Origin of the sequence: Chryseobacterium gleum (assembly GCF_900636535.1) — a bacterium.
In the GTDB taxonomy this organism is placed as follows: domain Bacteria; phylum Bacteroidota; class Bacteroidia; order Flavobacteriales; family Weeksellaceae; genus Chryseobacterium; species Chryseobacterium gleum.
The window spans coordinates 1423307-1446445 of record NZ_LR134289.1; the positions used below are offsets into that span (position 1 = coordinate 1423307).

At 35.7% G+C, this 23139-nt stretch carries 26 protein-coding genes; 10 read left to right on the forward strand and 16 right to left on the reverse strand.

From position 1 onward, the window contains the following. Nucleotides 1–2: 2 nt before the first annotated feature. The 3 genes from EL165_RS06470 to aceB form a co-directional block, all read right to left on the reverse strand. Entirely contained in the window at nucleotides 3–554 is a 552-nt protein-coding gene (locus EL165_RS06470) for a hypothetical protein (RefSeq protein ID WP_002978558.1), read from the reverse strand. Between the two features lie 407 nt (nucleotides 555–961). Then, entirely contained in the window at nucleotides 962–2242 is a 1281-nt protein-coding gene (gene aceA, locus EL165_RS06475) for an isocitrate lyase (protein WP_002978557.1), read from the reverse strand. Nucleotides 2243–2366: 124 nt separating this feature from the next. Continuing rightward, nucleotides 2367–3941 (reverse strand): malate synthase A, encoded by a 1575-nt coding sequence (gene aceB / locus EL165_RS06480; protein ID WP_002978556.1) that lies wholly within the window; start codon nucleotides 3939–3941, stop codon nucleotides 2367–2369. Nucleotides 3942–4068: 127 nt separating this feature from the next. Here aceB and EL165_RS26250 point away from each other — a divergent pair, with 127 nt between their 5' ends. Together EL165_RS26250 and EL165_RS26255 are read left to right on the forward strand one after the other, a co-directional pair. Next, nucleotides 4069–4272: a helix-turn-helix domain-containing protein gene (locus tag EL165_RS26250; RefSeq protein ID WP_228370517.1), complete on the forward strand. Its 204-nt coding sequence runs from the start codon at nucleotides 4069–4071 to the stop codon at nucleotides 4270–4272. Between the two features lie 241 nt (nucleotides 4273–4513). Further along, complete coding sequence (locus EL165_RS26255) at nucleotides 4514–5092, forward strand: ImmA/IrrE family metallo-endopeptidase (protein WP_232529168.1); 579 nt, start codon at nucleotides 4514–4516, stop codon at nucleotides 5090–5092. 258 nt (nucleotides 5093–5350) lie between these two features. Here EL165_RS26255 and EL165_RS06490 read toward each other — a convergent pair whose 3' ends face one another. The 4 genes from EL165_RS06490 to EL165_RS06505 all read right to left on the reverse strand — a co-directional run bounded on the left by EL165_RS06490 (nucleotide 5351) and on the right by EL165_RS06505 (nucleotide 9050). After that, nucleotides 5351–6985, reverse strand: a complete 1635-nt coding sequence (locus tag EL165_RS06490; protein ID WP_002978554.1) for a M1 family metallopeptidase — start codon at nucleotides 6983–6985, stop codon at nucleotides 5351–5353. A 70-nt stretch (nucleotides 6986–7055) separates the two neighbouring features. Continuing rightward, on the reverse strand, nucleotides 7056–7535 hold the full coding sequence (locus tag EL165_RS06495; RefSeq protein WP_002978553.1) for a hypothetical protein: 480 nt from the start codon (nucleotides 7533–7535) through the stop codon (nucleotides 7056–7058). Beyond that, nucleotides 7508–8179 (reverse strand): serine hydrolase domain-containing protein, encoded by a 672-nt coding sequence (locus tag EL165_RS06500; RefSeq protein WP_002978551.1) that lies wholly within the window; start codon nucleotides 8177–8179, stop codon nucleotides 7508–7510. The genes EL165_RS06495 and EL165_RS06500 overlap by 28 nt, the downstream gene beginning before the upstream one ends. A 40-nt stretch (nucleotides 8180–8219) precedes the next feature. Next, a complete protein-coding gene (locus tag EL165_RS06505; protein ID WP_002978549.1) occupies nucleotides 8220–9050 on the reverse strand; it encodes a GLPGLI family protein in 831 nt (276 codons plus the stop codon). Nucleotides 9051–9622: 572 nt separating this feature from the next. Here EL165_RS06505 and EL165_RS06510 point away from each other — a divergent pair. The 8 genes from EL165_RS06510 to EL165_RS06545 all read left to right on the forward strand — a co-directional run bounded on the left by EL165_RS06510 (nucleotide 9623) and on the right by EL165_RS06545 (nucleotide 16805). Next, on the forward strand, nucleotides 9623–10873 hold the full coding sequence (locus tag EL165_RS06510; RefSeq protein ID WP_002978546.1) for a site-specific integrase: 1251 nt from the start codon (nucleotides 9623–9625) through the stop codon (nucleotides 10871–10873). 576 nt (nucleotides 10874–11449) lie between these two features. Continuing rightward, complete coding sequence (locus EL165_RS06515) at nucleotides 11450–12523, forward strand: DUF932 domain-containing protein (protein WP_002978543.1); 1074 nt, start codon at nucleotides 11450–11452, stop codon at nucleotides 12521–12523. A 51-nt stretch (nucleotides 12524–12574) separates the two neighbouring features. Next, the gene (locus EL165_RS06520; protein ID WP_002978541.1) at nucleotides 12575–12982 is read left to right on the forward strand and encodes a hypothetical protein; all 408 of its coding nucleotides are present in this window, start codon (nucleotides 12575–12577) and stop codon (nucleotides 12980–12982) included. Nucleotides 12983–12984: 2 nt separating this feature from the next. Then, nucleotides 12985–13482 carry a DUF1281 family ferredoxin-like fold protein gene (locus tag EL165_RS06525; RefSeq protein ID WP_002978538.1) on the forward strand — a complete coding sequence of 166 codons (498 nt, stop codon included), beginning with the start codon at nucleotides 12985–12987 and terminating at the stop codon, nucleotides 13480–13482. Continuing rightward, a complete protein-coding gene (locus EL165_RS06530) occupies nucleotides 13472–13666 on the forward strand; it encodes a hypothetical protein (protein WP_002978537.1) in 195 nt (64 codons plus the stop codon). Before EL165_RS06525 ends, EL165_RS06530 begins: the two co-directional genes overlap by 11 nt. A gap of 402 nt (nucleotides 13667–14068) precedes the next feature. Beyond that, nucleotides 14069–15220 carry a HEPN-associated N-terminal domain-containing protein gene (locus tag EL165_RS06535; RefSeq protein WP_002978533.1) on the forward strand — a complete coding sequence of 384 codons (1152 nt, stop codon included), beginning with the start codon at nucleotides 14069–14071 and terminating at the stop codon, nucleotides 15218–15220. After that, nucleotides 15220–15795, forward strand: a complete 576-nt coding sequence (locus EL165_RS06540) for a hypothetical protein (RefSeq protein WP_002978531.1) — start codon at nucleotides 15220–15222, stop codon at nucleotides 15793–15795. Before EL165_RS06535 ends, EL165_RS06540 begins: the two co-directional genes overlap by 1 nt. A gap of 29 nt (nucleotides 15796–15824) precedes the next feature. Beyond that, nucleotides 15825–16805 (forward strand): bacteriophage abortive infection AbiH family protein, encoded by a 981-nt coding sequence (locus EL165_RS06545; protein WP_002978529.1) that lies wholly within the window; start codon nucleotides 15825–15827, stop codon nucleotides 16803–16805. Here EL165_RS06545 and EL165_RS06550 read toward each other — a convergent pair. The 9 genes from EL165_RS06550 to EL165_RS06590 form a co-directional block, all read right to left on the reverse strand. Beyond that, nucleotides 16802–17251, reverse strand: a complete 450-nt coding sequence (locus EL165_RS06550) for an ANTAR domain-containing protein (protein ID WP_034722103.1) — start codon at nucleotides 17249–17251, stop codon at nucleotides 16802–16804. The two genes, EL165_RS06545 and EL165_RS06550, sit on opposite strands and share 4 nt — an antisense overlap. Nucleotides 17252–17525: 274 nt before the next feature. Further along, a complete protein-coding gene (locus tag EL165_RS06555) occupies nucleotides 17526–17825 on the reverse strand; it encodes a helix-turn-helix domain-containing protein (protein ID WP_002978525.1) in 300 nt (99 codons plus the stop codon). Continuing rightward, nucleotides 17806–18117 (reverse strand): helix-turn-helix domain-containing protein, encoded by a 312-nt coding sequence (locus tag EL165_RS06560; RefSeq protein WP_002978523.1) that lies wholly within the window; start codon nucleotides 18115–18117, stop codon nucleotides 17806–17808. Before EL165_RS06560 ends, EL165_RS06555 begins: the two co-directional genes overlap by 20 nt. A gap of 160 nt (nucleotides 18118–18277) precedes the next feature. Then, nucleotides 18278–19072, reverse strand: a complete 795-nt coding sequence (locus tag EL165_RS06565; RefSeq protein WP_002978521.1) for a cation efflux transmembrane domain-containing protein — start codon at nucleotides 19070–19072, stop codon at nucleotides 18278–18280. A gap of 4 nt (nucleotides 19073–19076) precedes the next feature. Next, on the reverse strand, nucleotides 19077–21248 hold the full coding sequence (locus tag EL165_RS06570; protein WP_002978519.1) for a TonB-dependent receptor: 2172 nt from the start codon (nucleotides 21246–21248) through the stop codon (nucleotides 19077–19079). 86 nt (nucleotides 21249–21334) lie between these two features. Next, nucleotides 21335–21646, reverse strand: coding sequence for a hypothetical protein (locus tag EL165_RS06575; protein WP_002978517.1), 312 nt, complete (start codon nucleotides 21644–21646; stop codon nucleotides 21335–21337). A gap of 74 nt (nucleotides 21647–21720) precedes the next feature. Beyond that, a complete protein-coding gene (locus EL165_RS06580) occupies nucleotides 21721–22008 on the reverse strand; it encodes a hypothetical protein (RefSeq protein WP_002978515.1) in 288 nt (95 codons plus the stop codon). 109 nt (nucleotides 22009–22117) lie between these two features. After that, nucleotides 22118–22567, reverse strand: a complete 450-nt coding sequence (locus EL165_RS06585; RefSeq protein ID WP_002978513.1) for a DUF3872 domain-containing protein — start codon at nucleotides 22565–22567, stop codon at nucleotides 22118–22120. An 11-nt stretch (nucleotides 22568–22578) separates the two neighbouring features. Continuing rightward, complete coding sequence (locus tag EL165_RS06590) at nucleotides 22579–23139, reverse strand: conjugal transfer protein TraO (RefSeq protein ID WP_002978511.1); 561 nt, start codon at nucleotides 23137–23139, stop codon at nucleotides 22579–22581.

A 23139-nucleotide genomic window follows, 5' to 3' on the forward strand; every position in this document is an offset into this window, starting at 1 on the left:
GGTTAGATTTTATTTGCTTCGTCAATTGCCTTATTCAGTCCTTTAATGATTTTATCATTTCTCCTTATATCATTCACCGTAAGATGCGGAACACCTACATACCAACCTGTCGCGGTAATCTGATGGTCTAGAATAAACTGTTTTACGCTCGGGTTTTTTATGCCTGGCCAGCCTTCTACATTCCCAAAAATGATGTCCATCAGCTGCGGAATTTTTGTGGCGAAATCATCAATATAAGCATCCCAGTCGCCATCGTAAGCCGTGCAGAAAAGAATCTTGGTATCGTTATCAAACAAAACTATACGAAGGTCATGCAGGGTTCCTACTTTGGTTGCGCCTTTCAGATCCCCACCTGCAATTTCCATTATGGTTCTGAGATTTTCTGCACCTCCGGGTTTTAGGTCTGCCATCGCAGTTAACTCAGATACACGGCCGGATCTTAACCCTTTTCTTCCGGCAGATGTAGTGGAATGGTCATAACCATCATCAATACCTTCACTGAAATTCGCCTTTGCTAGCTCGGCAGCCAATTTTACTTTGTCTATGAAACTCATAATTAAGATTTTTGATTAATACTAATTCACATTATTTTTCAAGATGAAACAATAATCTTAAAGAGTTTATTACAAATTTAAAGCCATAGCAATCTATCGTAATGTACCGAAATTCGTATTTTATATACTGAAACTCCCTAATCCGACCTATTTGCTTTAAAAGCTTCAATTGATAAAAGGAAATATCTTATCTTTAATCTTGTTGTAATTTTGAGAGAATAAAACCTATTTAACTATAAAAAATCAATCTTTATAATTGAGATTTCTCAATATTTACTCAATAGAACATTCAAAACAAAAACCTTCCTCAAAACAGGAAGATTGCAACAATTAAATTTAATTATAATGGATTTTTTGTAAGAATAGTTAAACGCAAAAATACAATGAAATTTGCCAATATTAAATTTTTAATGAAACTGTGCTGTTTCTGTCGAATCTCTCATCGCCACTGTTGCTGCCGAACCATTGGTTACAATATTTTGAATTTCATCAAAATATCCTGTCCCAACAAAAGACTGATGTTTTACCGCTCTGAAACCCTGCTTCTGCAAAGCAAATTCGCGTTCCTGCAATTCAGAATAACCTGCCATTCCTTTTTCTTTATATGCCAAAGCTAATTCAAACATCGCAGTATTCAAAGCATGAAAACCAGCCAATGTAATAAACTGGAATTTGTAACCCATTTTTCCCAATTCTTCTCGGAAATTCAGCATTTCATCGACACTTAATTTTGCAGCCCAATTAAAAGAAGGTGAACAGTTATAAGCCAACATTTTATCTGGAAATTTTGTACGAATTCCTTCTGCAAATTTTCTTGCCATCTTCAGATCCGGATTTGACGTTTCCATCCAGATCAAATCGGCATAAGGAGCATAAGATAAACCTCTGTCAATTCCCTGCTCTACACCATTTTTCACAACATAGAAACCTTCGGAAGTTCTTTTCCCTGTCACAAACTTTTTATCCCTGTCATCAATATCTGAAGTCAACAAATCTGCCGCATCTGCATCTGTTCTAGCAATAATTACAGTCGGTACTCCCAAAACATCTGCTGCTAAACGAGCCGATATTAGCTTATTAACCGCTTCTTGAGTCGGAACCAAAACTTTTCCACCCAAATGCCCACATTTTTTCGCAGAAGATAACTGATCTTCAAAATGTACTGCTGCCGCTCCCGCCTCAATCATTTGCTTCATTAATTCATAAGCATTTAAATTTCCGCCAAAACCTGCTTCTGCATCGGCGATTATTGGAACTAAATATTCTTTTTCTCCACCTCCGTTTACGGATTGAATTTGATCTGCCCTTAATAATGCATTATTAATTTTCTTCACAACAGAAGGTACTGAATTCGCTGGGTACAAAGATTGATCGGGATACATTTCACCAGACAAATTAGCATCTGCTGCAACTTGCCAACCTGAAAGATAAATTGCTTCCAGTCCCGCATCAACTTCCTGAACCGCTTGATTTCCAGTTAAAGCTCCTAATCCGGCAACAAAATCCTGAGAATTGAGTTTTGTCCAGAATTTCTTTGACATTTCGGTAGCAATCGTATAATCTAATTGGTAAGAACCTCGAAGTTTCAGTACATCTTCGGCTGTGTAAGGTCTTTTCACGCTATTCCAACGTGGATTATCCAGCCAGTCTTTTTCTAATTCCTGAATTTTTTCCTGTTTTGTTTTCATAATATTTAGAGTTTAAAATTTTCTTCAAGTTGCGAGATCTGAGATTTCAAGTGAAACTATTCGAATTGAAATGTGGAAAAATTTTGTGCGAGAACTTTTCTTATTAAAAATTTCTAATTCTATTTTAAATAAACGGATACGCTTTCAATGTTAAAAATTCAACAAAGTTTTCACAGAAAATCAATTCGTTAAAAAGTTCTTTTGCCAGAGTAAATTTTCCGTTTTTGAAACGTTCTTCACCGACATATTTTTCAATTCTTTCCAGTTCCTCAAATTCCCATTGAAGAATCATTTCCCTGGTCAGTTTTCTTTCATCATTTAGAAATGCTTCATTTTTCAGCCATTGCCAAACTTGAGTCCTTGAAATTTCAGCAGTTGCCGCATCTTCCATCAGATTATAAATCGCAGCTGCACCTACTCCCATTAACCAAGATTCGATATACAGAATTCCGACGTTGATATTTTTTCGGACACCCTGTTCGGTAATTTCTCCTTTTGGAATTTCCAGTAAATCATTTTCTGTAATTTGATAATCAAACTTTTTATCGATTTGATTTTTCTCAGGCATAAACTGGTCGAAAATATCTTTCGCCACAGAAACCAAATCGGGATGTGCAACCCAAGTTCCATCGTGACCATTTTTCACTTCACGCTCTTTATCATTTCTGACCTTTCCAAAAGCCTGACTGTTGGCTTCATAATCATTTTTAATAGGAATCTGCGCCGCCATTCCACCAATCGCGTGAACATTTCTTTTATGACAAACTTCAATCACTCTTTTTGAGTATGCATTCATAAAAGGTGAAGTCATTGTTACCTGATCACGATCAGGGAGAATAAATTCTGGAAGATTTCTGAATTTTTTAATGAATGAAAAAATATAATCCCATCGACCACAATTCAAACCGGAACTATGTTCTTTTAATTCGAATAAAATTTCATCGATTTGAAAAGATGCAGTAATAGTTTCAATTAAAACTGTTGCTTTAATTGTTCCCTGAGGAATTCCGAGATAGTTTTGAGCAAAAACAAAGACGTCATTCCACCAGCGTGCTTCTTTGTAATGTTCTAATTTGGGGAGATAAAAATAAGTTGCACTTCCGTTTTCTATCAATTGTTTTATGTTTCTGAAAAAATAAATTCCAAAATCTATTAATGAAGCAGAAGTTTGTTCATCATTGATTTCAATATGTTTTTCATTCAAATGCAAACCTCTTGGACGAACTAGCAGAACAGCCATTTCTTCATTTAATTGGTATGATTTTCCCTGCTCATTTGTAAAATCAATTCTTCTATTGATTGCATCCGAAAGATTGATTTGACCTTCCATACAGTTTTTCCAGGTTGGAGAATTGCTGTCTTCAAAATCCGCCATAAAAGTTGAAGCACCACAATTCAAAGCATTAATAATCATTTTTCGATCAACTGGCCCAGTAATTTCCACTCTTCGATCCAGCAAATCTTCAGGAAGTGGATTGCAAACCCAATTTCCTGTTCTGATTTCTTCGGTTTCTGGAAGAAATTTTGGAAGAATTCCTTTATCGAAATCTTTCTGTGTAATTTCTCTTTCATCTAAAAGCTCTAATCTTTTAGCATTAAAGTTCTGATGAAGCTCAACCAAAAAATCAACTAAATCATTAGTAAAAATTTCTTCAAACTGTTGCTGAGCTTTAATTCTTAATTGAGTCTTTGTTTCCATAATCAATTGATTTTCTGATTCAACATTACAAACCTAAATAAAAATTTTCACATGCAGCGAACGTTCGCCGAATTTATTTTAAAATTTATTATGCGAAAAAACCCTTCCAAATATTTATCTTTGACTTATGAATTCTGAAAGTGACTATATCAAGACGGTTTTCGGGCTAAAACTGAAACAGCAAAGACAAAAGAAAAACTGGTCTTTGCAGGATCTCGCTACAAAGACCGGATTGTCTAAATCTTACCTCAATGAAATTGAAAATGGCAAAAAATATCCGAAGCACGATAAAAATTATTCAGCTTTCAGAATCACTGAACTGCACTTTTGATGATTTAGTCTCGACAAAACTGGATAAAAGTTTAGCTCCATTTAATGAAATTTTACAATCGGATTTTTTCAAAGAAATCCCTTTGGAACTTTTCGGAATCAATAAAAATAATTTGATAAGTATTATCAGCGATGCACCAAAAAAAGTAACTGCGTTCATTAATGCTTTGATCGAAATTTCTCAGAATTATAATTTAGGAAAAGAACGATTTTACTTCGCTGTTCTTCGTTCGTTTCAGGAATTGTATGACAATTATTTCCCTGAAATTGAAGATAAAGCATTACAGTTTGCGCAAGAAAATAAATTAGAGATTGATAAAAATCTACAGTCGGATATTTTAGAAAATATCTTATCTGAAAAATTTAATTATAAAATTCAGTCAGAAAATTTTGAAGAATATGGAACTTTAGACAATCTCCGTTCGCTTTTTATTCCTGAAAAAAAACTATTGCTTTTAAATAAAAAATTGGAACGGGATCAAAAAACATTTATTCTATCAAAAGAAATCGGCTTCAATGTTTTGGAATTAAAAAATCGTCCAAATACATACTCCTGGCTGGATTTTGGAAGTTTTGAGGAAATTTTAAATAATTTTTATGCTTCTTATTTTGCCGGAGCATTATTGATTTCAAAACAAAAAATCATTAGAAAAACTTCAGAATTTTTCTTTCAGAATGAATGGAACCCCCAAAATTTTGAAAGTCTGATTGAGAAATTCACCAATTCACCGGAAACTTTTTATCACCTAACAGTATCTAAAGAAGTGTTTATTAATGGTAGTTTACTCAATACAAGGTGTACAAAAGTGGTACAGAATTAAGATGCTGTAACATCTTTTTTTTCTACTTTTCCGAACGCATCTCGTCACATTAAACACTTGTGAACTAATATTTTACAATATTTGACGATAAATTTAAATGTACAATTATACTACTTTTGTACACCTCCAGCCTTATATTTCAATGTAAATCAACATATTAACAATTCCCGATTGCAACTATAATAATTACTACATTTTGCCATTACACCCCCCAATTTTCATTTTTAACGTTAAAATAAGTACCATACATTTCCCAATTTATTCTTTGCTTTTATAACTTTTTATGTAAAAATTAGGATCAATATCAACCTGATTAATAAAATTATTTTTCAGATCATAGGATTGCCAGGAAGTAGTTGGAGAAATCCAGTCTTCAATACCAATGATCTTAATCGGCATTGTAAAATTATTGATACAGTTTGTAAATCGATACTGTAGTTTATGATCTGTTATAAAATATTCCAATACTGGAACCTGAGAGGTTCTCAGATACTGATCATACACAGCATTAAAGTTTATTCCTGACTGAATATTAATGTAATTTTCAATTTCTTTTGTTGTGACAACCTTGTGATAGAACTGTTTATTAAGCCCACGTAGTATTTGCAAAAATTTTTCGTCATTATCGATGACAGTCTTGATCATGTGAATGACCGCCCATCCTTTTACATATCCGTCTGAGCTTCCATCTTCATTAATACCGTATCTGCCAATAATAGGTTTATCATTTTCAATGGTTCTGTATCTGCCTGAAAGAAACTCCTCCTCTGCTTTTTTTCCAAACAGATCCGAAAGTACAAGCTCTTCAGCCAGACCTGCAAATCCTTCCTGGATCCATCGGTCAGCAATATCGCCGGCGGTAATACTATTTCCGAACCATTCATGTGACATCTCATGAATAACGATTCTGTCTGTTTTTTTACCCCAGCCTGTTTTTGACACATCATTTCCTTTGTATGTCCCTTTTGTAAAATTATTACCATATGCAATCGCACTCTGATGTTCCATTCCGATATAAGGTGCTTCTACAATCTTAAATCCGTCTTCATAGAACGGATATGGACCAAACCAATGTTCCAGTGACTTCATTGCCTGAATGGATTCAGGTATTAAATGATTTTCAGCCTTTTGTTTATTATAGTCGAGAACCCAATAATCCATGCTTAGTTTCCCTATGATTCCGGTATAATTCTTTTTGATATTAACGTAGTTGCCCATGTAGAAAGAGATGCCATAATGATTGATCGGATTAACGACTTTCCATGTATATTGCATGTCACCATCAGATGTCCGTTGCTGTTTTACCAGACATCCGTTACCTATCGCATTTAGAGATGCAGGCGTAATTATTGAAATAGAAGCACCCTCATCTGGTTCATCATACAGCATATTTTTGCATGGATACCATAAGCTGGCTCCTTTGTACTGACAGGCCACTGAAATCCAGGGACGGTTTAAAGAATCTTTGCCCCATACAAAACCTCCGTCCCATGGTGGGGATTGAGATTCTACAGGTTTACCCGAATAATAAACAGCGATGTTGTATTTCCTATTTTTATGTTTTCTGACTCCTGAAACATACCAGATATTTCCTTTATTTTGAAAGCTTAGCTTTTTACCATTTTGAGTAACACTGTCAATGATCAATGGTTTTACAAAGTCGATCTGCATCAATTCAGATGGTTGCTCTGAAATTACTTTATATCTGATTTTATTATTTCCTGTAATCGTTTTTGTATGGTAATCGGGTTTAATGGTAATGTTATATGACATTAAGTCCCACCATCTTTTCTCCGGTGTTAAAGAGCCTACCAAAGAATCTTCTTTAGATGGCTGTTGTGCAGCAGCCCAGTTGGATACAAACAATATAAAAATAAATCTTAGTACATTCATATCAGAACAGATCTGATTATTAATTAAGTCAGGTACATAGCTAAATAGCAATACATTTTAGAATAATACGCTAAGTGCAATATTTTTCCGCTAACATTTCAAGGACCAGGTCTATTCCTTCATTTGCTGACTCTGAAGATAAATTGCCGAAAATAATGATAGCAATTTTTTTCTCTTTAAATATTGATACGGAGGACATAAAACCGTTGGCATTTCCAAAATTATTAATATAACTTTTTCCATCTTTTCCTGTTTTTTTGAACCAACCAAAAGAAAAAATGGGGAATTGAAATAGAAGCTGTTCAAAAGTTTCTTTCTTAAATGGTATTCCTTTTCCTTCTAATCCTTTTAAATAATTTTGAATATATAATGAATAATCGGGTAAAGTGGTGTTTATATTACCCGCTGACAGCAACCAATTTAATTTTATATTCTCTTCTATAAGTGGGACTAGTTGTTCATAATGGCCGTAAGTCTGTTGTTCATCTTGGGTATTTGGACTACCAAATCTGAAATCAATATTTAATTTTTTTTTGAGATCGTTGACCAATTCATAATAATTTTATTGCTAACTTTTTCTAACATAAGTCCCGCTAAAACGTAGCCAAGGTTTGTTAAGTACAAATCATCGTTATTTTTCTTTACCGCTTTTTGAGTGAGTAAGTATTTCGCAATATTGTATCGTTGTTCTTGGTTTGTTCCTGTTATTACCACAGATTCCGGGATATATGTATCATAAGAAAACGGAGCTAGTGGCGCTTTAAAATTCAGAAGATTAATTAATGTTAGACTCTTACTTTGATTTTGCTTTGCCTTTAATTCCGGAAATAAATGAAAAAAATCAGTATTCCAGTTAATTTTTCCTTGTGATACCAAATCAGCAGCAATAAATGATGTAATTGCCTTAGTATTTGAACCCAGATGAAATCTATTTTGTAGAGTAACCTGCACATTAGAATTAACTTTATTTGTTCCTAAAGCTTTCATTAAGATTGAATCAGAAGATATTACGGCAATTTCTAAAGCCGGAATTTGGTATCTAATTCTGATACTGTCAATCTTATCTGAAATAGTTTGGGCAATTAAACTATAGGCTATCAGGAAGGTCAAAATGAATTGAAGTTTTACTTTCATTTGCTTAAAAATGCAATTTGTGTTAAAGAAGGAAATACTATTTAATATTCTTTCTATCATGTCTACGGTATCACTAAAGTTCTAAAGCTTATTGACAATATTAATTATACTTTATAGCTTTATCAACTTCAACAGGATTATTATATTTTCTTATAATGGACTGCAGATTTTTTACCTGTGCATTCAGTTCTTCGATATTGCTGATTTGTTTTCCTCCGATATTAATATTCAGGTTGGGACTGCTTTTCAAATTGGTTCTTTCGAAAGAAAAAGGATCATTGTAAAAATCCATTAGTAACTTTTTCTTCTGTTTTTCATTGATAACAACAGCCTTGTTTCCAAAATTTGATTCCAGAAAATCATCTGTTGCGAAATTGTCGGGAAAGTTTTGATTTTTAATGAGCTTATAGATAAAGTTATTTTTATCATCCTGAATCTCAAAAATCAAACCCGGTAATCCACGAAATTTATACGGACCTTCATTAAAAGGAATATCCTTGTTGAACCAGGCTATCCAATGCCGTCCTCCAAAATCAGCGGTTGCTTTCTGAAGATCATATTCATTGTATTTTTTTGTATCACTTTCAATTTTCCAATTAATGATATCGTTAGTTTTGAAAGAATAATAGCCGAATTTGATATTGATGAAATTTTCGTTTTCAGACGAATCGTTTCTCCTCTTGACAATCTGTCCCGTCATATCAACATGTTTATTATCCATGTTTCCAAATTTTTTATTTATAGAATCCGCAATTAATAGATTTCTCCCATAAAATTTGGTTTCATTTTTATTAACATCCAATATCATATAGAATTTCTGATGTTCGTTTTCAGTTGAATCCATTTTCAATTGTAATTCATAAATATACCTGTGTGTTTGAGCCTGGAAAAAACTTCCGATAAGCAGGCAAAATAACATGATTATTTTCATAATTATTTGTTTTTGAAGGTTTCAAATTCAAATATAATTATTTAAAGAAAGCCGAATAAGGAAAAAGTGCTTTGACGCGTACGAAATTACCCATCGTCAATTTCTTACTCAATCGATTATTTTTAGTAAAATGCTTATTACTAACAAAAAAGACCGTTTATTGTAAAACTGCTACAGCAACAAACTTTTCCCATAATTTGTCCATCCAGCAACAAGCTGCAATTTAAAATCTACTAGGAACCGATTGCGAATTTATAGGAGAAAATATAAAGTAATAAAATAAACGTGTTTGAGAATAGTCTTTTTAAGTAAAAAAGATTAGTAAAAAGCAAAAATAAGCAAAACGGTTAAAACCGTTGCTATACAAGGCTTTATAAAAATAGTAGTCTTAGTTCGGAAGTCGGTGTCTGATAGGTTTTGGGCTTAAAATGACAAGGTTAAGTTACTAATTCGTTACCGATTGATAAAGGTAACTACATAGCTTAACTGATTATATTTCAGCTTTTTGCACCCTTTTCTACATTCCCTTGTAACTCAATGTAATTTAATTTTAAACGTTAAATATTTGAGTTATGGAACAGACAAAAAAATCCACGTTCAAACTACTTTTCTACCTGAAAAAGAACGAACTGAAAAAGAACGGTAATGCCCCGATTATGGCACGTATTACCATTGACGGAACCCCTAAAACTTTCGGAACAAAGTTAGAAATAAACCCCAATAACTGGGATTTAAAACACGGAAGAGTTCAGGGAAAAAGTGCGCAGGCATTAAGCATCAATAAAAAACTGGATAATATACGTGGGCGCATCGACAAGATTTATGAAGATATGCTGAAGCACGAGGGCTTTGCGACCGCCCAAAAAGTAAAGCTATCGTTTTTGGGTGTAGGTGTAATGGATGATGCAATTCTTAAAGTTTTCAGCGACCAAAATGAGGGTTTTAAAAAATTGGTCGAAAAGGCAGAACGCTCACAAAGCACCTACAACAAGTATATCACGGTTTACAATCATCTTACCACGTTTATAAAAGAACGCTATCATCGTGATGATATGGCTTTTCGGGAATTGACTGCCGATTTTATCCGTGAGTTTGATTTTTACCTCCGGTACGATTTACAATCTTCCCATAATACGGTTTGGGTTTACACTATGCCTGTATTAAGTCTGGTGGAACTGGCTATTAAAAAAGGCTTGATACGTGATAATCCGTTTCAGGATTACGAAATCAATATGGAAGAAACCGACCGGGGTTATATCCTTAAAGAAGATGTAGAAAGGTTGATGATGTGCGCACCATCGCACCCACGATATGAACTTGTAAAAGACCTATTCATTTTCAGTTGCTTTACAGGACTTGCTTATGCGGATATTAAGAAACTGACAAGGAACAACATTCAATCTTTTTTTGACGGTCATCAGTGGATTATCAGCAGAAGAAAAAAATCAGATATTGCTTCCAATGTTCGGTTAATGGAAATACCTAAACGTATCATTGAGAAATATCAGGGTACGACAAGGAATGAATTTATCTTTCCAGTTCCGACCAATGCAACCTGCAATACGCACATAGGTAAACTGGTTGAAAAAGCAGAAATCATTACGGAGCAAAAAGTAACCTTTCACACAGCAAGGCATACTTTCGGAACAATGTTTTTGACCGAGGGCGTACCGCTTGAAAGCCTTAGCAAAATGATGGGGCATAAAAATATTTCCACTACACAGATTTATGCTAAAATCACAAGCCAAAAAATCAGTAAGGATATGGATTTAGTTACCCCTAAATTTAAGGCGATGGAAGAAGCGTTTATGATGGCAATCTAATCAGCTTTTAGTTAATCACAATGAGCAGAACTTAACGGTTCTGCTTTTTTTATGCCTATACTTTTTGTGTAGGTAAAGCACATTTACTTTCCTCTACGCAATCCAACGCTGTAAAAGAGCTTATTACCTACTTCAGAAATAGAAAATTGAAAAACGAAACCCTTATCTAACGCTCCCTGCTATTCCATTTTTCAAATCTCTATTACAGGCTATCATAGCCTGGTCATTAATGCTATAAAAATTTAGAACAGAAAATTTCCACAATCAACCGGTAAAAAGGCAGCTAAGTTATAGCGGGCAGCCACCCCACACGCCCAACCAAAAGACTACGGCATAATGGCAAGGCAAAATGCTGGCTTCGCCGAATTGCTGTGTGTTGCCTTGCCACCCTCCGGGACTTATTCCGTTTCCTTTTGGTTTTCCGCTTAGCCCGCTTGGATTATCTGCTTTCTTTTTTCCGGTTTTTCTTTTGGAAAAATTTATGCGAAGCGAAGCGGAGCAAACCACAACAGGAAGCGGGAAACGAGGAAAGCGAGTGAGTAAATAACATTTTTCAAACATCAAAATTTTAGCATTATGGCACACAACATCAATTTCAACGAGCAAACAGGACGTCATTCATTCTTCAGCGTTCAACAAAAAGCGTGGCACGGTTTGGGGCAAATCGTAGAGCAGTACCCAACAAGCGAGGAAGCAATAGTACACGCAGGTTTAGATTACGAGGTTATCAAATCCCCACTGTTTACACAGGGCAGAACAATGAGCATAGGCGACAGCGGAGAACTGATTGAAGCCAACGACATCTTAGTACCTAACAGTTTCGCCACACTTCGCACCGACACCAATACACCGTTAGGCGTAGTAGGCAAAGACTACCATATCGTACAAAACCGTGAGGCATTTAATTTCTTTGATGCTATTGTAGGTGGAGGCGAGGGAATATTGTACGAAACCGCAGGGGCATTGGGCAACGGGGAACGCATTTTTATCACTGCCAAGCTACCCGACTATATCCGTGTAGGTAACGGCGACGACGTAACAGAAAAGTACATTTTCTTAACCACAAGCCACGACGGTAGCGGAAGTATTACCGCAGCATTTACCCCTATCCGTATCGTATGCCAAAACACCCTTAACGCTTCATTGCGGAGTATGACCAACGTAGTGCGTATCAAACACACGTCAGGAGCAAAACAACGCCTTGAAAACGCTCACAAGGTTATGGGACTTGCCAACACCCTAAGCACACAGTTAGAGAACATTTTTAATGACTGGGCTAAAGTAAGGGTAACAGACCGAGAAGTAAGAAAGCTAATCCAGTTGGCACTTTGCCCGAACAAAGAAACGTTTAACCTGCTCAAAAAAGGTGCGGAAGATGAAGTTTCCACCGTGTTCAAAAACACCGTAGATGATGCCTTTGAATACGCTATGATAAGCGACACCCAACAAATGGCAACTACCAAAGGCACATTATTCGGGACTTACAATGCCGTTACAGGTTACTTTCAGAATGTACGCAATTACAGGGATGGCGAAGCCAAACTACAATCCATTGTAATGGGCGGTACAGCACAGCTAAAGACACAAAAAGCCTTTGAACTGTGTACAGACTTTGCCTATTCAGGAGCAGAGATTTTCAACTTCAATTAATCATCAAAGGCGACTGCCTGCAAAGGTGGTCGCCTACTAAAAATAAAAGATATGAAAGCATTAGATAAAATGGACAACCTCGATAAAGCGGGCTTGTTGTGCAAACTTTTTCCCGCAGAACTGGAGAACCTGCAAAACGCTATAAAAACGCAATGCGACTACTTCCTGCAAAATGAAACAGCATTCCGTGAGGGTTGGTATCAAAAGGGATTTTTCACCGCTGAATTTTGGTACAGGCTTGTGCAGAATGCACAAAAAGGAACAGCCCAAAATGAACCTCTTTGGAAACGCCCGAACTGGTTTACAGACCATTTTTTTGACGGACACAATTCAATTTTCGCTATTCACTGCCTGATTGAATATACAGATGATGCACAATGCGACCCGCAATTAAAACAGGCGATACACCTGCTTTTCGGGAGCGACAAATTTTTACAGATAACCTTAAACGATAAATAATTATGGCTAATTGGTGCAACAACTGGGTTATTTTTGAGGGAACACCCGAAGCAATCGAACAGATAACACAGCTATTCAAATCAATGGCTGAACAGGAACATAAAGACGACTGCGGGCAATTACCCGATTTCGTACAGGACACGCACGGAGATTATTTCTACAATATCAGTCAGGATAATGAAAGTGCGGGCGTGTTTCAGTATGAAACAAAATGGTCGCCAAACACGGAAGCGGTAAAGCAGATAGCCGAACATTTCAAAGTGAATTTCACACAGGACTATGAGGAATTAGGATGCTTAGTATATGGTCAGGCAATATTTGAAAACGGCATACTAAACGACACCTGCTTAGATAGCCAGGACTTTGACAGTTACGAATTAGACGAGGAAACAGATACCTACCATTTTGAGGGCAAGGAGTATGACAGCGAGTGGGAAATTCTCGACACATTGTTAGAGCGTAAAATGGCTAATGCTAAAATTCAGCACAATGAAAATTAGAGATAAAAACGGGAACTGGATTGAGGTTACTGACCTTAAAAAAGCTATTCAACAAACTGGGTGGTATAAAGAATATCCGCATAATCCACCTGTGAAAAGCGACAAGGAAAGGCAGGCATATTGGACAGATATGCACAAGAAATTAATAGCTTTAAGAGAACAGTTAAACAAGCCGAAAAATTAAAACACCGTACGACCCAAAAAGTCGGGCGGCAAAAAGACAGATCCTCCCGATGGTCGGGCAGTCTTTTTGCTTTAAATGGGAGCAATCCCCTTTAGTAAAATGCACCACTACACAATTCCTTTTTCTTCTCCATTTTACCAAACAGGTTGCAGCGTTATTGTTTGGGATATTCATTATCCCAATGATTGGTTAATAATAATAATAATAATAATAATAATAATAATAATAATAATAATAATAATAATAATAATAATAATAATAATAATAATAATAACTTCCTTTCTTAATCAGCGAACAAAGAAAAGACACTGACTAATTGATTTTGAATTTTCATAAATCTGGGTTAATGCACTTTTTTAAATTTGCTAAATTTGTTTTATAGCAAAAACTGCAAATTAATATATGGGAGGAGTTAAACAGAGATGGCTTGAATTAGAAAGTAGAAATTTAAGCAATATTCCAGATAAGAATATTTGTATCAAACATTTTGATGATAAAAGCATTAATCGCTTTATTAGGCAAAACTATCACGATGGTTATTGTGATTATTGCGCTAAGGAACTAAAAGTAGTTTCTCTTGAAGATTTAATGGAATTTATTATGGATGGTATTTCAAATTTCTATGAAGATGCCGCCAACTTTATGAGTTACAATTCAAGAGAGGGAGGTTATCTTGGAGAAATCTATACCCCTGACGAACTTATACAAGAACACATAGAGTTAAATGCTGAACCTTTTGAGGTTATTGAAGATATTGTTAATTCAATTGAAGATATTGCTTGGGCTCAACCTGACCTGTATTACGACAATATTAAAGATGATTTAGAATTTCAGTGGAATTACTTTAAAGAAATCATCAAACATAAATCCCGCTACCTTTTTTCATCAGCAGACAGCAGCCTTCCTAAAGCCTTGCAAATACTACAAGAGGTTGGTAAACTTATATCAAAATTAAATATAATCAGGATTATCCCGGCAGGAACAAAACTTTATCGTTGTAGACAACACGACTTCAAAACAAAAATTATAGATTTTAACGAAATCACTGCTCCCCCTAACAAAAAAGCAATTTATCCAAATAGGTTTAGCCCTTCAGGAATATCAATGTTTTATTCCGCTTTTGATGATGATACAGCAATTTTAGAAACAATAAGCAGGACAGATAAATACAAAAGGTATGTAACGATTGCGGAATTTGAAACCTTAGAAAATCAGGTTGTTGTTGATTTTAATAAGCTCCCAAAAATTCCAAGTATTTTCGGCATTAAGGACAAGAAACGATATTACCTTATTTTATTTCTATACTCATTTGTAAGGGATATAACGCAACAAATTATTAAGGATGGTAAAGAACATACCGAATACGTTCCAACTCAAGTTGTGACTGAATTTTTAAGGTATCCATTCAATAAAAATAGGAAGAATAAAATATCGGGGATTATTTATCCCTCATCGCAAAATAGAAATCATCAATCGGCAGTGTTTTTTTGGGATGACGAATTAAGTAGAGAAAAAGTAAAATTGAACACCTTAAAAAGAAAGAAAATTATTTAATGAAAATTGACAGTGAACATATTGTAAAGCAATCTGAAGAGTTTGCATTGAATATAGCCAAGCAAATTTCAAAAATAACAGTTAGACCGTTCTGTGAAATTTCCTTTCATTCATCGGAATATAGAGATAGGAAAACGCTCTCAAATTATTTGCATAAAATTCCTAAAAGCGACAATCCACTCATTTATATTATTCAGATTAAATCCCCGAAAATTTTAAGCACGCTGATTGATTATTTTGAAGATTATCAATCAGCAAATAAGCTAAAAGTAAAGAATAAAGACCGTGTTAACCTTTCCCGGTACAACAAGACTTCATCAGATATATTATATGTTGGAAGCTCAACGACTGATTTCAAGACAAGAATTAAGAACCATCTTGGCACAGAAGGAAATCGGGTTTATAGTTTGCATTTATGCAAGTGGGACAATTGTTTAGAATACGATTTGAATATTTTTGCATACGAAGTCATTTCAGAAAGCAATGAAATTATTGAACGTTTCATTGTCGAAATTCTTGAACAGCAATTTTGGGATAAGTTAAGCCCGATATTTGGAAAACGAAGTGGTTTATAACCCAAAAAATAGATTAAACAACTGAATTAATGAAAACATTATACGTTATTGGTAATGGATTTGACATCCATCATAAATTAGACACAAGGTATCAAAGTTTTGCAAACTACTTGGCTGAAAATGATAGTGAGGTTTATGAACTCTTATTAAATTATTATGGACTTCCTGATATTACAAATCCTGAATTGACAGATGAAGAGTATGCGTTATGGTCAAGATTTGAGCAAGCCTTAGCTGACTTGGATTATTTATCGGTATTGGACGATAATTCCGACTTAATTGCTCGCCCTGGTGCTGAAGATTTTCGAGATAGAGATTGGCATAGTTATCAGATAGAGATGGAAGAAATCATTAAGGATTTAACGACCACTCTAATTAGCGACTTTAATAAGTTTATTCTTGAAGTCAAATACGAAAGTATTTCTGATGATGTGCTAATTGACTTAGAAGACGATAGCCATTTTTTAAATTTCAATTATACTAAAACACTACAGGAAAGCTACGGCATTCCCGAAGAACGAATAACCTATATTCATAACAGAGCAGATATAGACAATTGTACTCTTATTTTAGGACACGGAACTGACCCTGCAAATTTTGATGAGAAAGAAGAAGAACCGCCACAAGGATTAAGCGAAGAAGAATTATACGAATGGCGTGAGCAAAAGGCTGATGAATATGACTATTCTTATGAAAGTGCCAAACAAGAAATACTATCTTATTATACAAAGGCATTTAAAAATACGGCTTCAATTATCGAAAACAATATTGTTTTTTTTACCAATCTTACTGAAGTTGAAAAAGTTATTGTCTTAGGGCATTCTATTTCAGAAGTAGATTTAAAATATTTTGAGGTATTAAAAGCCAAACTAAATGAAAATGTAATTTGGAATGTTTCGTATTACAGTGAGCTTGAGAAGCAAGCACATAAAGAAACACTATTGCAACTTGGAATAAATAACAACAATATTGTCCAAATAAAAATTACAGATTTAAAAAAGCAATCTTAGTTATTAGTAAAGTATTCCTGTGCAAATTTTGCTATTCCCACACTAAAATATTTACCACCATTAGTAACAACCTCAATGGCTTTCTTAAAATCATACACATCGCTACCAATAAGCAAATAGCCCATAAAACCCATTTCCAAAAGAGATTTTACGACTTTTTCAGCATCAATATCACTATGCCCAATCAGTTTAATGATTGGGTATAGTGTCCTTAGTTCTTGAAGCTGTGCCAGCACATTCTTATCGTAAAAATCAAGGTCAATAATACAAATTTGGGGAAGTTCCTTTAATGCAGACAGTTGAGATATTCCGTCTTTAATGTCTTCCGAACGGAACAATACGTCAATTCCTGAAGTGACAAGGTCGTTATAGGCTAAATCAACTATTAGGCGTTTATCGTTGATAAATGCAATGCCGATTGCTTTAGGGGTATTTACAGTTTCCATACTACCAGTTTTAATGTTAGTGTAGCCCTGCACAAAAAAGAAAGCGCAGGCAACCACACTTACCGACATTGAGGCACTGGTATACCCGACAACGAATAAGCGAGCGCCCACGCCTATAACGTGAGCGTTCCTACTTATCTGTCCCGTTGTCTTAAAAATTACCAGTTTTCAATGTGGGACTTAAAGCAAAAACACTTTAAGTATTTCTATATTTTCAAAAGCAAAGATACTAAACTCGTTCTGATACGAAAGTATTAATCTGTACTAAAATTGGCTATTTGTTATTTGTATTATTGGAGATATAGTTCCGTTCCAGGATTGTCAGAATATCACTCTCCTTATAAATTATTTTGCCCCCTATCTGTATATAAGGCAGGATATTATCATCACGGTATTGCTGTAAAGTCCGTTTGCTGATATGGAGCAGTTCGCACACATCTTCGCCCGACAAATAAATTTCTCCGTTCATTACAGGACGATAGTTTTTTAATATTTCTTCGATACGGTTTCGCAACTGCATTATCATCTCCTGATGGGCGATGATTTCTTCGGTGTCATTCGTTAATAAGTCCATTGTCGTTTGTATTGTAGGGCTGCCCGGCTTTGAGCAAAGCCTGTATGTCCGAGAGTTTATAATAATTTTTACGGTTCAGTTTGGAATAAGGCAATAAGCCTTTGTCCTTATAGGTCTGCAAAGTCCGTTTGGTAATGTTCATCATCAAACACACTTCCTGGTTATCGAGCCATTTCTCCTTTTTGAAAATCGGCGTGTATTTCCTCGTGGCATTTTCGGTCATTTCCAAAAGTTCCCTTAGCTCATTCTTCATTCCGTCCAATGCGGATTTTTGTATAGCGATAACTTCCATAGTCTGCTCAATTTTTCTGTGGAAGTCGAATTTATAAAGGCATATTGCAAGGTTGGAAAATGTGGTATTGATTGGCTTTGAAAGGCAGTATTTGGCATTGTATAGTAGGGATTGGTATAAAAAAGCCCCGAAAAAACCGAGGCTGTGATTTATTGCGGTTCTACTTCGCCAATTTCAATATTCTATACGCTCCCCTTGCCACAACCACAAATACAATAGCTCCGATAATCAAATCGGGATAGTTTGAATTAAGCCAATGAACCAAAAAACCTGCAACGATAACTCCCGAATTGATTATAACATCGTTTGACGTGAAAATCATCGAAGCCTGCATATGTGCTTCTTTGCTTTTGTTCTTTTGCAACAGGTAAAGACAAAGTACGTTGGCTATCAATGCCAAAACAGAAACAATAATCATTGTTTTGAAATCGGGCATCGCTTCTATTCCGATAAAACGTCTGATAACTTCAACAAAACCGATAACGGCTAACAGGATTTGAAAGTAACCTGCAAATTTGGCGATATTGTTTTTTCTTGCAATCGTACCCCCAACAGCAAACAAAGCCAATGCGTAAACGATGCTATCGGCAAGCATATCCAAGCTATCCGCTACCAATCCCATTGAGTTGGAAAAAATACCGAACAACATTTCCAATCCAAAGAAAACGAAATTGATAATCAATACCGTCCATAGTAGTTTCCGTTGGCTATTGCTTGTATCTGTTTCAACAACTCCGTTAGTTTCTTCGGTTGAAATCAGCGTTGTATTTAGGTTCAAGGTTTCCAAAGCTGAAAAAATCGGCTCTGGGTTTCCACTATGGTAAACATTTAGTTTTCTATTGGGAATATCAAATTCCAATGACTTTACCGTATCAAAGTTTTGCAGTTTCATACGGATTAATTGCTCCTCACTTGGGCAATCCATTTTTGTTATATTAAATATGGTTTTATTCATCTTCTTAAAGTCTAAATTTTATTCCTCCGTTAATTACAAATCCGTCTAATGGTGCATAGATGTCTTTAAAAACAGGGTTGGTTATTGTACCTGTATAAATGTTGTCGAAACGTGTCTGTCTTGTATCAAAGAAATTTTCAAAGTTGATGTACAAAGAAAACCGTTCCCAAATTTTTTCAGCCATAAAGCCACATATAACATAGTCTTTTCCTGTTGTTCCGTCATTGAGCTTTTGCGGACTAAAATAATAGGCTTCCAAACCGATTTTCCATTTATCCTCTATTTCATACATAAGTACAGAGTTAATGCGGTGTTTTGGTGTTAGTGGATTTTCGGTATTTGTTCCGTTTTCAATCAATCGGGTATCGGTAAAAGTGTAGCCCAAAAACAATTTAAAATCATCATAACCGATTTTGATATTTGTTTCTGTTCCTTTGGTATGAATGTAGCCCGATGAATTGATGAACTGATAAGTATTTGCAGTTATATTTTGAAGCAACAAAGGGTTATCCAAATAGGTGTAAAAGAATAAATGATTTATGCTAAATGTCCAATCATCGCCAATATTAGTACGGTAATTTATGTCAGCATTTGCTCCGTAGCTCTTTTCTAATTTATTGGTATTATCATCAATAGGCATTACGTTTTGATATTGTATGCGTTCGCTTTCTTCGGTAAAAATGGTTGGTGTTTTGTAGCCAAATCCGCCCCCGATACGTGAAGTCAATCCGTTTGCAATCTTAAACAATGCCGATACTCTTGGCAAAAAAACAGCTCCATAATCTATCACGTAATCTGTTCTTAAACCTGTCTCTAATTGAAGCCAATCCGTAGCCTTAAAAGAATTTTGAACGAAAGCCCCGAATGTGGTTTGGTTGTAATCTCTCAAAGGAAATGCGGTAATCTGCTTTTCTTTAAAATTGTCCGTCCAAACATTAACGCCTGTTACCCATTCTGATTTTTCTTTGCTGTGGGTATAGCTTGCTTCCGTAAAAGTGGCTGTTTGTGTTCCCTCAAACTCGTAATTGGGAATAGCTGTATTGCGGTTAAAATAACTTACGCTGTTCTTTATCTGTACAAAACTGTTTTCGTTTACAGTATGGTCAAAAACAAATTGGGTAGAATAGCGTTGTGTTTTGTTTTCTTCAAAATATTGGTGTGTGTTATCGCCTTTGCCTTTGATGTAAAGCATATCGCCACCCAAACGGTTTTCAATGGTGGTGTTAATACCAAAGTTCATTTTTGTTTTATCATTGAAGTAAACAAATAATTTAGGGTTCAGTACATACCTTTCAAATTTAGGAATGGCAGAAAGCCCGATTTGTGCAGGGTCGTAAGCTCCATTACGATTATGCGAAGCAAATATTGTTGTTCCGATTTTCTTAAACTTCTGTCCGTAAAAACCGTTGATGTCTAAACCTCTGCCCGATGTTCCGTTTAAATGAAAACGCAAATCCCTTTCTTCCGTTGGTGTCTTGGAAATCAGGTTTACCAAACCTGCTATTGCTCCACCACCGTACAGCGTAGATGTTGAACCCTTAATAACTTCAACCTGCTTTAAGTCAAGCGGTGGAATTTGCAACAAGCCTAACCCACTTGAAGCACCCGAATAAATAGGAAAACCGTCTTTTAAAATTTGCGTATATCGTCCGTCAAGCCCTTGAATACGAATACTTGCGTTGGCACTTGTGGGCGATGTGGTTTGTACGTGAATACCTGTACTCTCACTCAAAAGCATACGAATATCCCCTGCTTTCATATTGCCTTTTTCGTCTAACTCCTCACTTCCTATAAACTCAATGCGTGTAGGGATATTTTGTATAGTTCTTGTACTTCTTGTTGATGAAATAACAATACCGTCTAACTCCGTTGAACTTTCATAAAGTAAAATCTCAATCGGGGTTGTATCTGCTAACGGAAAATTAAAGCTGTCGGTACGTTGGGCAAAACCAATATAACTAAATTGAATTTCCTGTAAACCGTTTGGAATACCTGTTAATATGATTTGTCCGTTTTCATCGGAAGTTGTTCCGATTGTTGTGCCTGTAATCTGTGCAGTTACACCCATTAAAGGCTCTTTTTTCTCGCTGTCTTTTATTACAGCTTTGAATGTATTTTGTGCATATACACAAAGGTTGAGTGCCATAAAAAATGACACAATGAGTATTTTTTTCATTGTAAAAATGATACTTAATGTGAATAAATAAATGATAGTGGTGCGATACACCACTTGCAATTAGTTTGTGCCGAAAGCACTATACATTAAGCAAGTTGTGGGGGATGCCAAACGGAAAAGGGAAAATCAGAAATAGGTGGTGTTGGCATTGTGCCTAATTTTCTTTGCGGTTCTTTTACTGAATGTGTGATAGAGAAATGAAAAGTAGTTAAAACAAATCCTGTACAGGTATTACAGCTAAAAAATGGCGAACAACATCCCTTATTGCAATCTTGGTCGTCCTGTTCGTTTTGTCCTTGCTCGGTGGTATGTTCCTGCATACATTTATCCTCAATAAAAGTCGGTACGGCTGATAACAGCAATACATAGACGGCTAATATTAAAGATATAAATTTCATTCTGCAAAGTTAGATAAAAATTGATTGTGCTGCCTCGCAAACTTTATTTTGGTTTTTAAAGCTAATAGGCTTAGTTATCGTTGTTGTTCCGTTTTTACTTCCTGTTGTTTTTTCTCTCTATCTTTTTTCATTTGCGAATACGACCAAATGAAAAGAATACCGATAATAATCAAAGCGTAGGCAATCCACTTGCCAACACGTTCTATAAAACGGATAAATACAGATGCTTCAAAGCTCGAAAAACCCTCCGCACCTACAGCATTACGTCTGTAAAATTTCCTGCGGCTTATCCAATAGATAAGCCCTATCCCGATAACAAGCGGAATAATACCAAGCACTAATTGAGCAGTAACCGCATCCATATTGATTATAATTATATCAAGTAAAATTAAACAAAAACATCCTATGCCGAAAGTCGAAAAGCAAAAAACCGACCTGTAAAGTCGGTTTTTATCTTCGCTTATGTTGCACTTAATCGCTACTATTAAACTGAAAGCTCAATTGCTTTTCGTTCCCGAAGCTATCCGAAATCCAAACCTCAAAGGACTGTGATACGGTGGACGTGGAAGTGTAATACAACCTGAATTGTTCAGTTGGTAACGAATACAAATCGTTCGGCAGGTAAGGCGGTTCATCGTAATATCTAAGTGTTCCCTGTCCGTCAAATTGGAAGTAGCGGAGAAAATATTGCGTATTGCTGTAATTGCCTGTTCGCTGTATGGTAATGCGTATCTCTACGGTCTGCCCATTGGCAACCTCTTTAGGCACTGGCATCACGTTGACCTCAAAAGGAAAATCGTTCTGTATTTCGAGTTCATCATCTTTGCTACAAGATACCAACGTAACCGAAGCTGTGAGGATTGCCAGCAATACATATATCGGCAGTAAACCTATTCTGAATTTATTAAATATTCCTATCATTGTTTTACGTTTTAAAAATTAAACCTTAATCCCACACCTACGGACGGACGGAACTGTTCCAAGTCTGTACCCCACAAAATCTTTGTACGTCCTTGTAGGACTAACACAAATCGGTCTGACAGGTAGATTTCAAAAGTGAGCCGTCCGCCAGCTCCATAGATGAAGTTGTCCTCACTCAATATTTTCGCTCCGTCATACAACATCGCTTCGCCACGGTTAATGCTTTCATAACCGACTACGCCTGTTATTCCGAAGTTCAGCGTAATGTTCTTACGGGCATCGCCTAACAGGAAGAAGCTGTAACCACCCTCTGCGGAATAGGTTTCCTGCGGTATGCGGAGGTCTTTATACTCGTGGTACTGGTGGGTATATTCCAACGCCCAAAGCTGATAGTTGCCGTTCTTACCGTTTACCGTCATTGCTGCGCTGATGTAGTAATCATTGCCAATCTTATCATTTGACATTACACCTGCACTTATTTCCAATCCTTTCTGCTTCGGCAGCATCCTTTGCGCCTGTGCAGCCGTAATGCCTATCAGGACAAGCAGCACGGTATAGATATACTTTTTCAT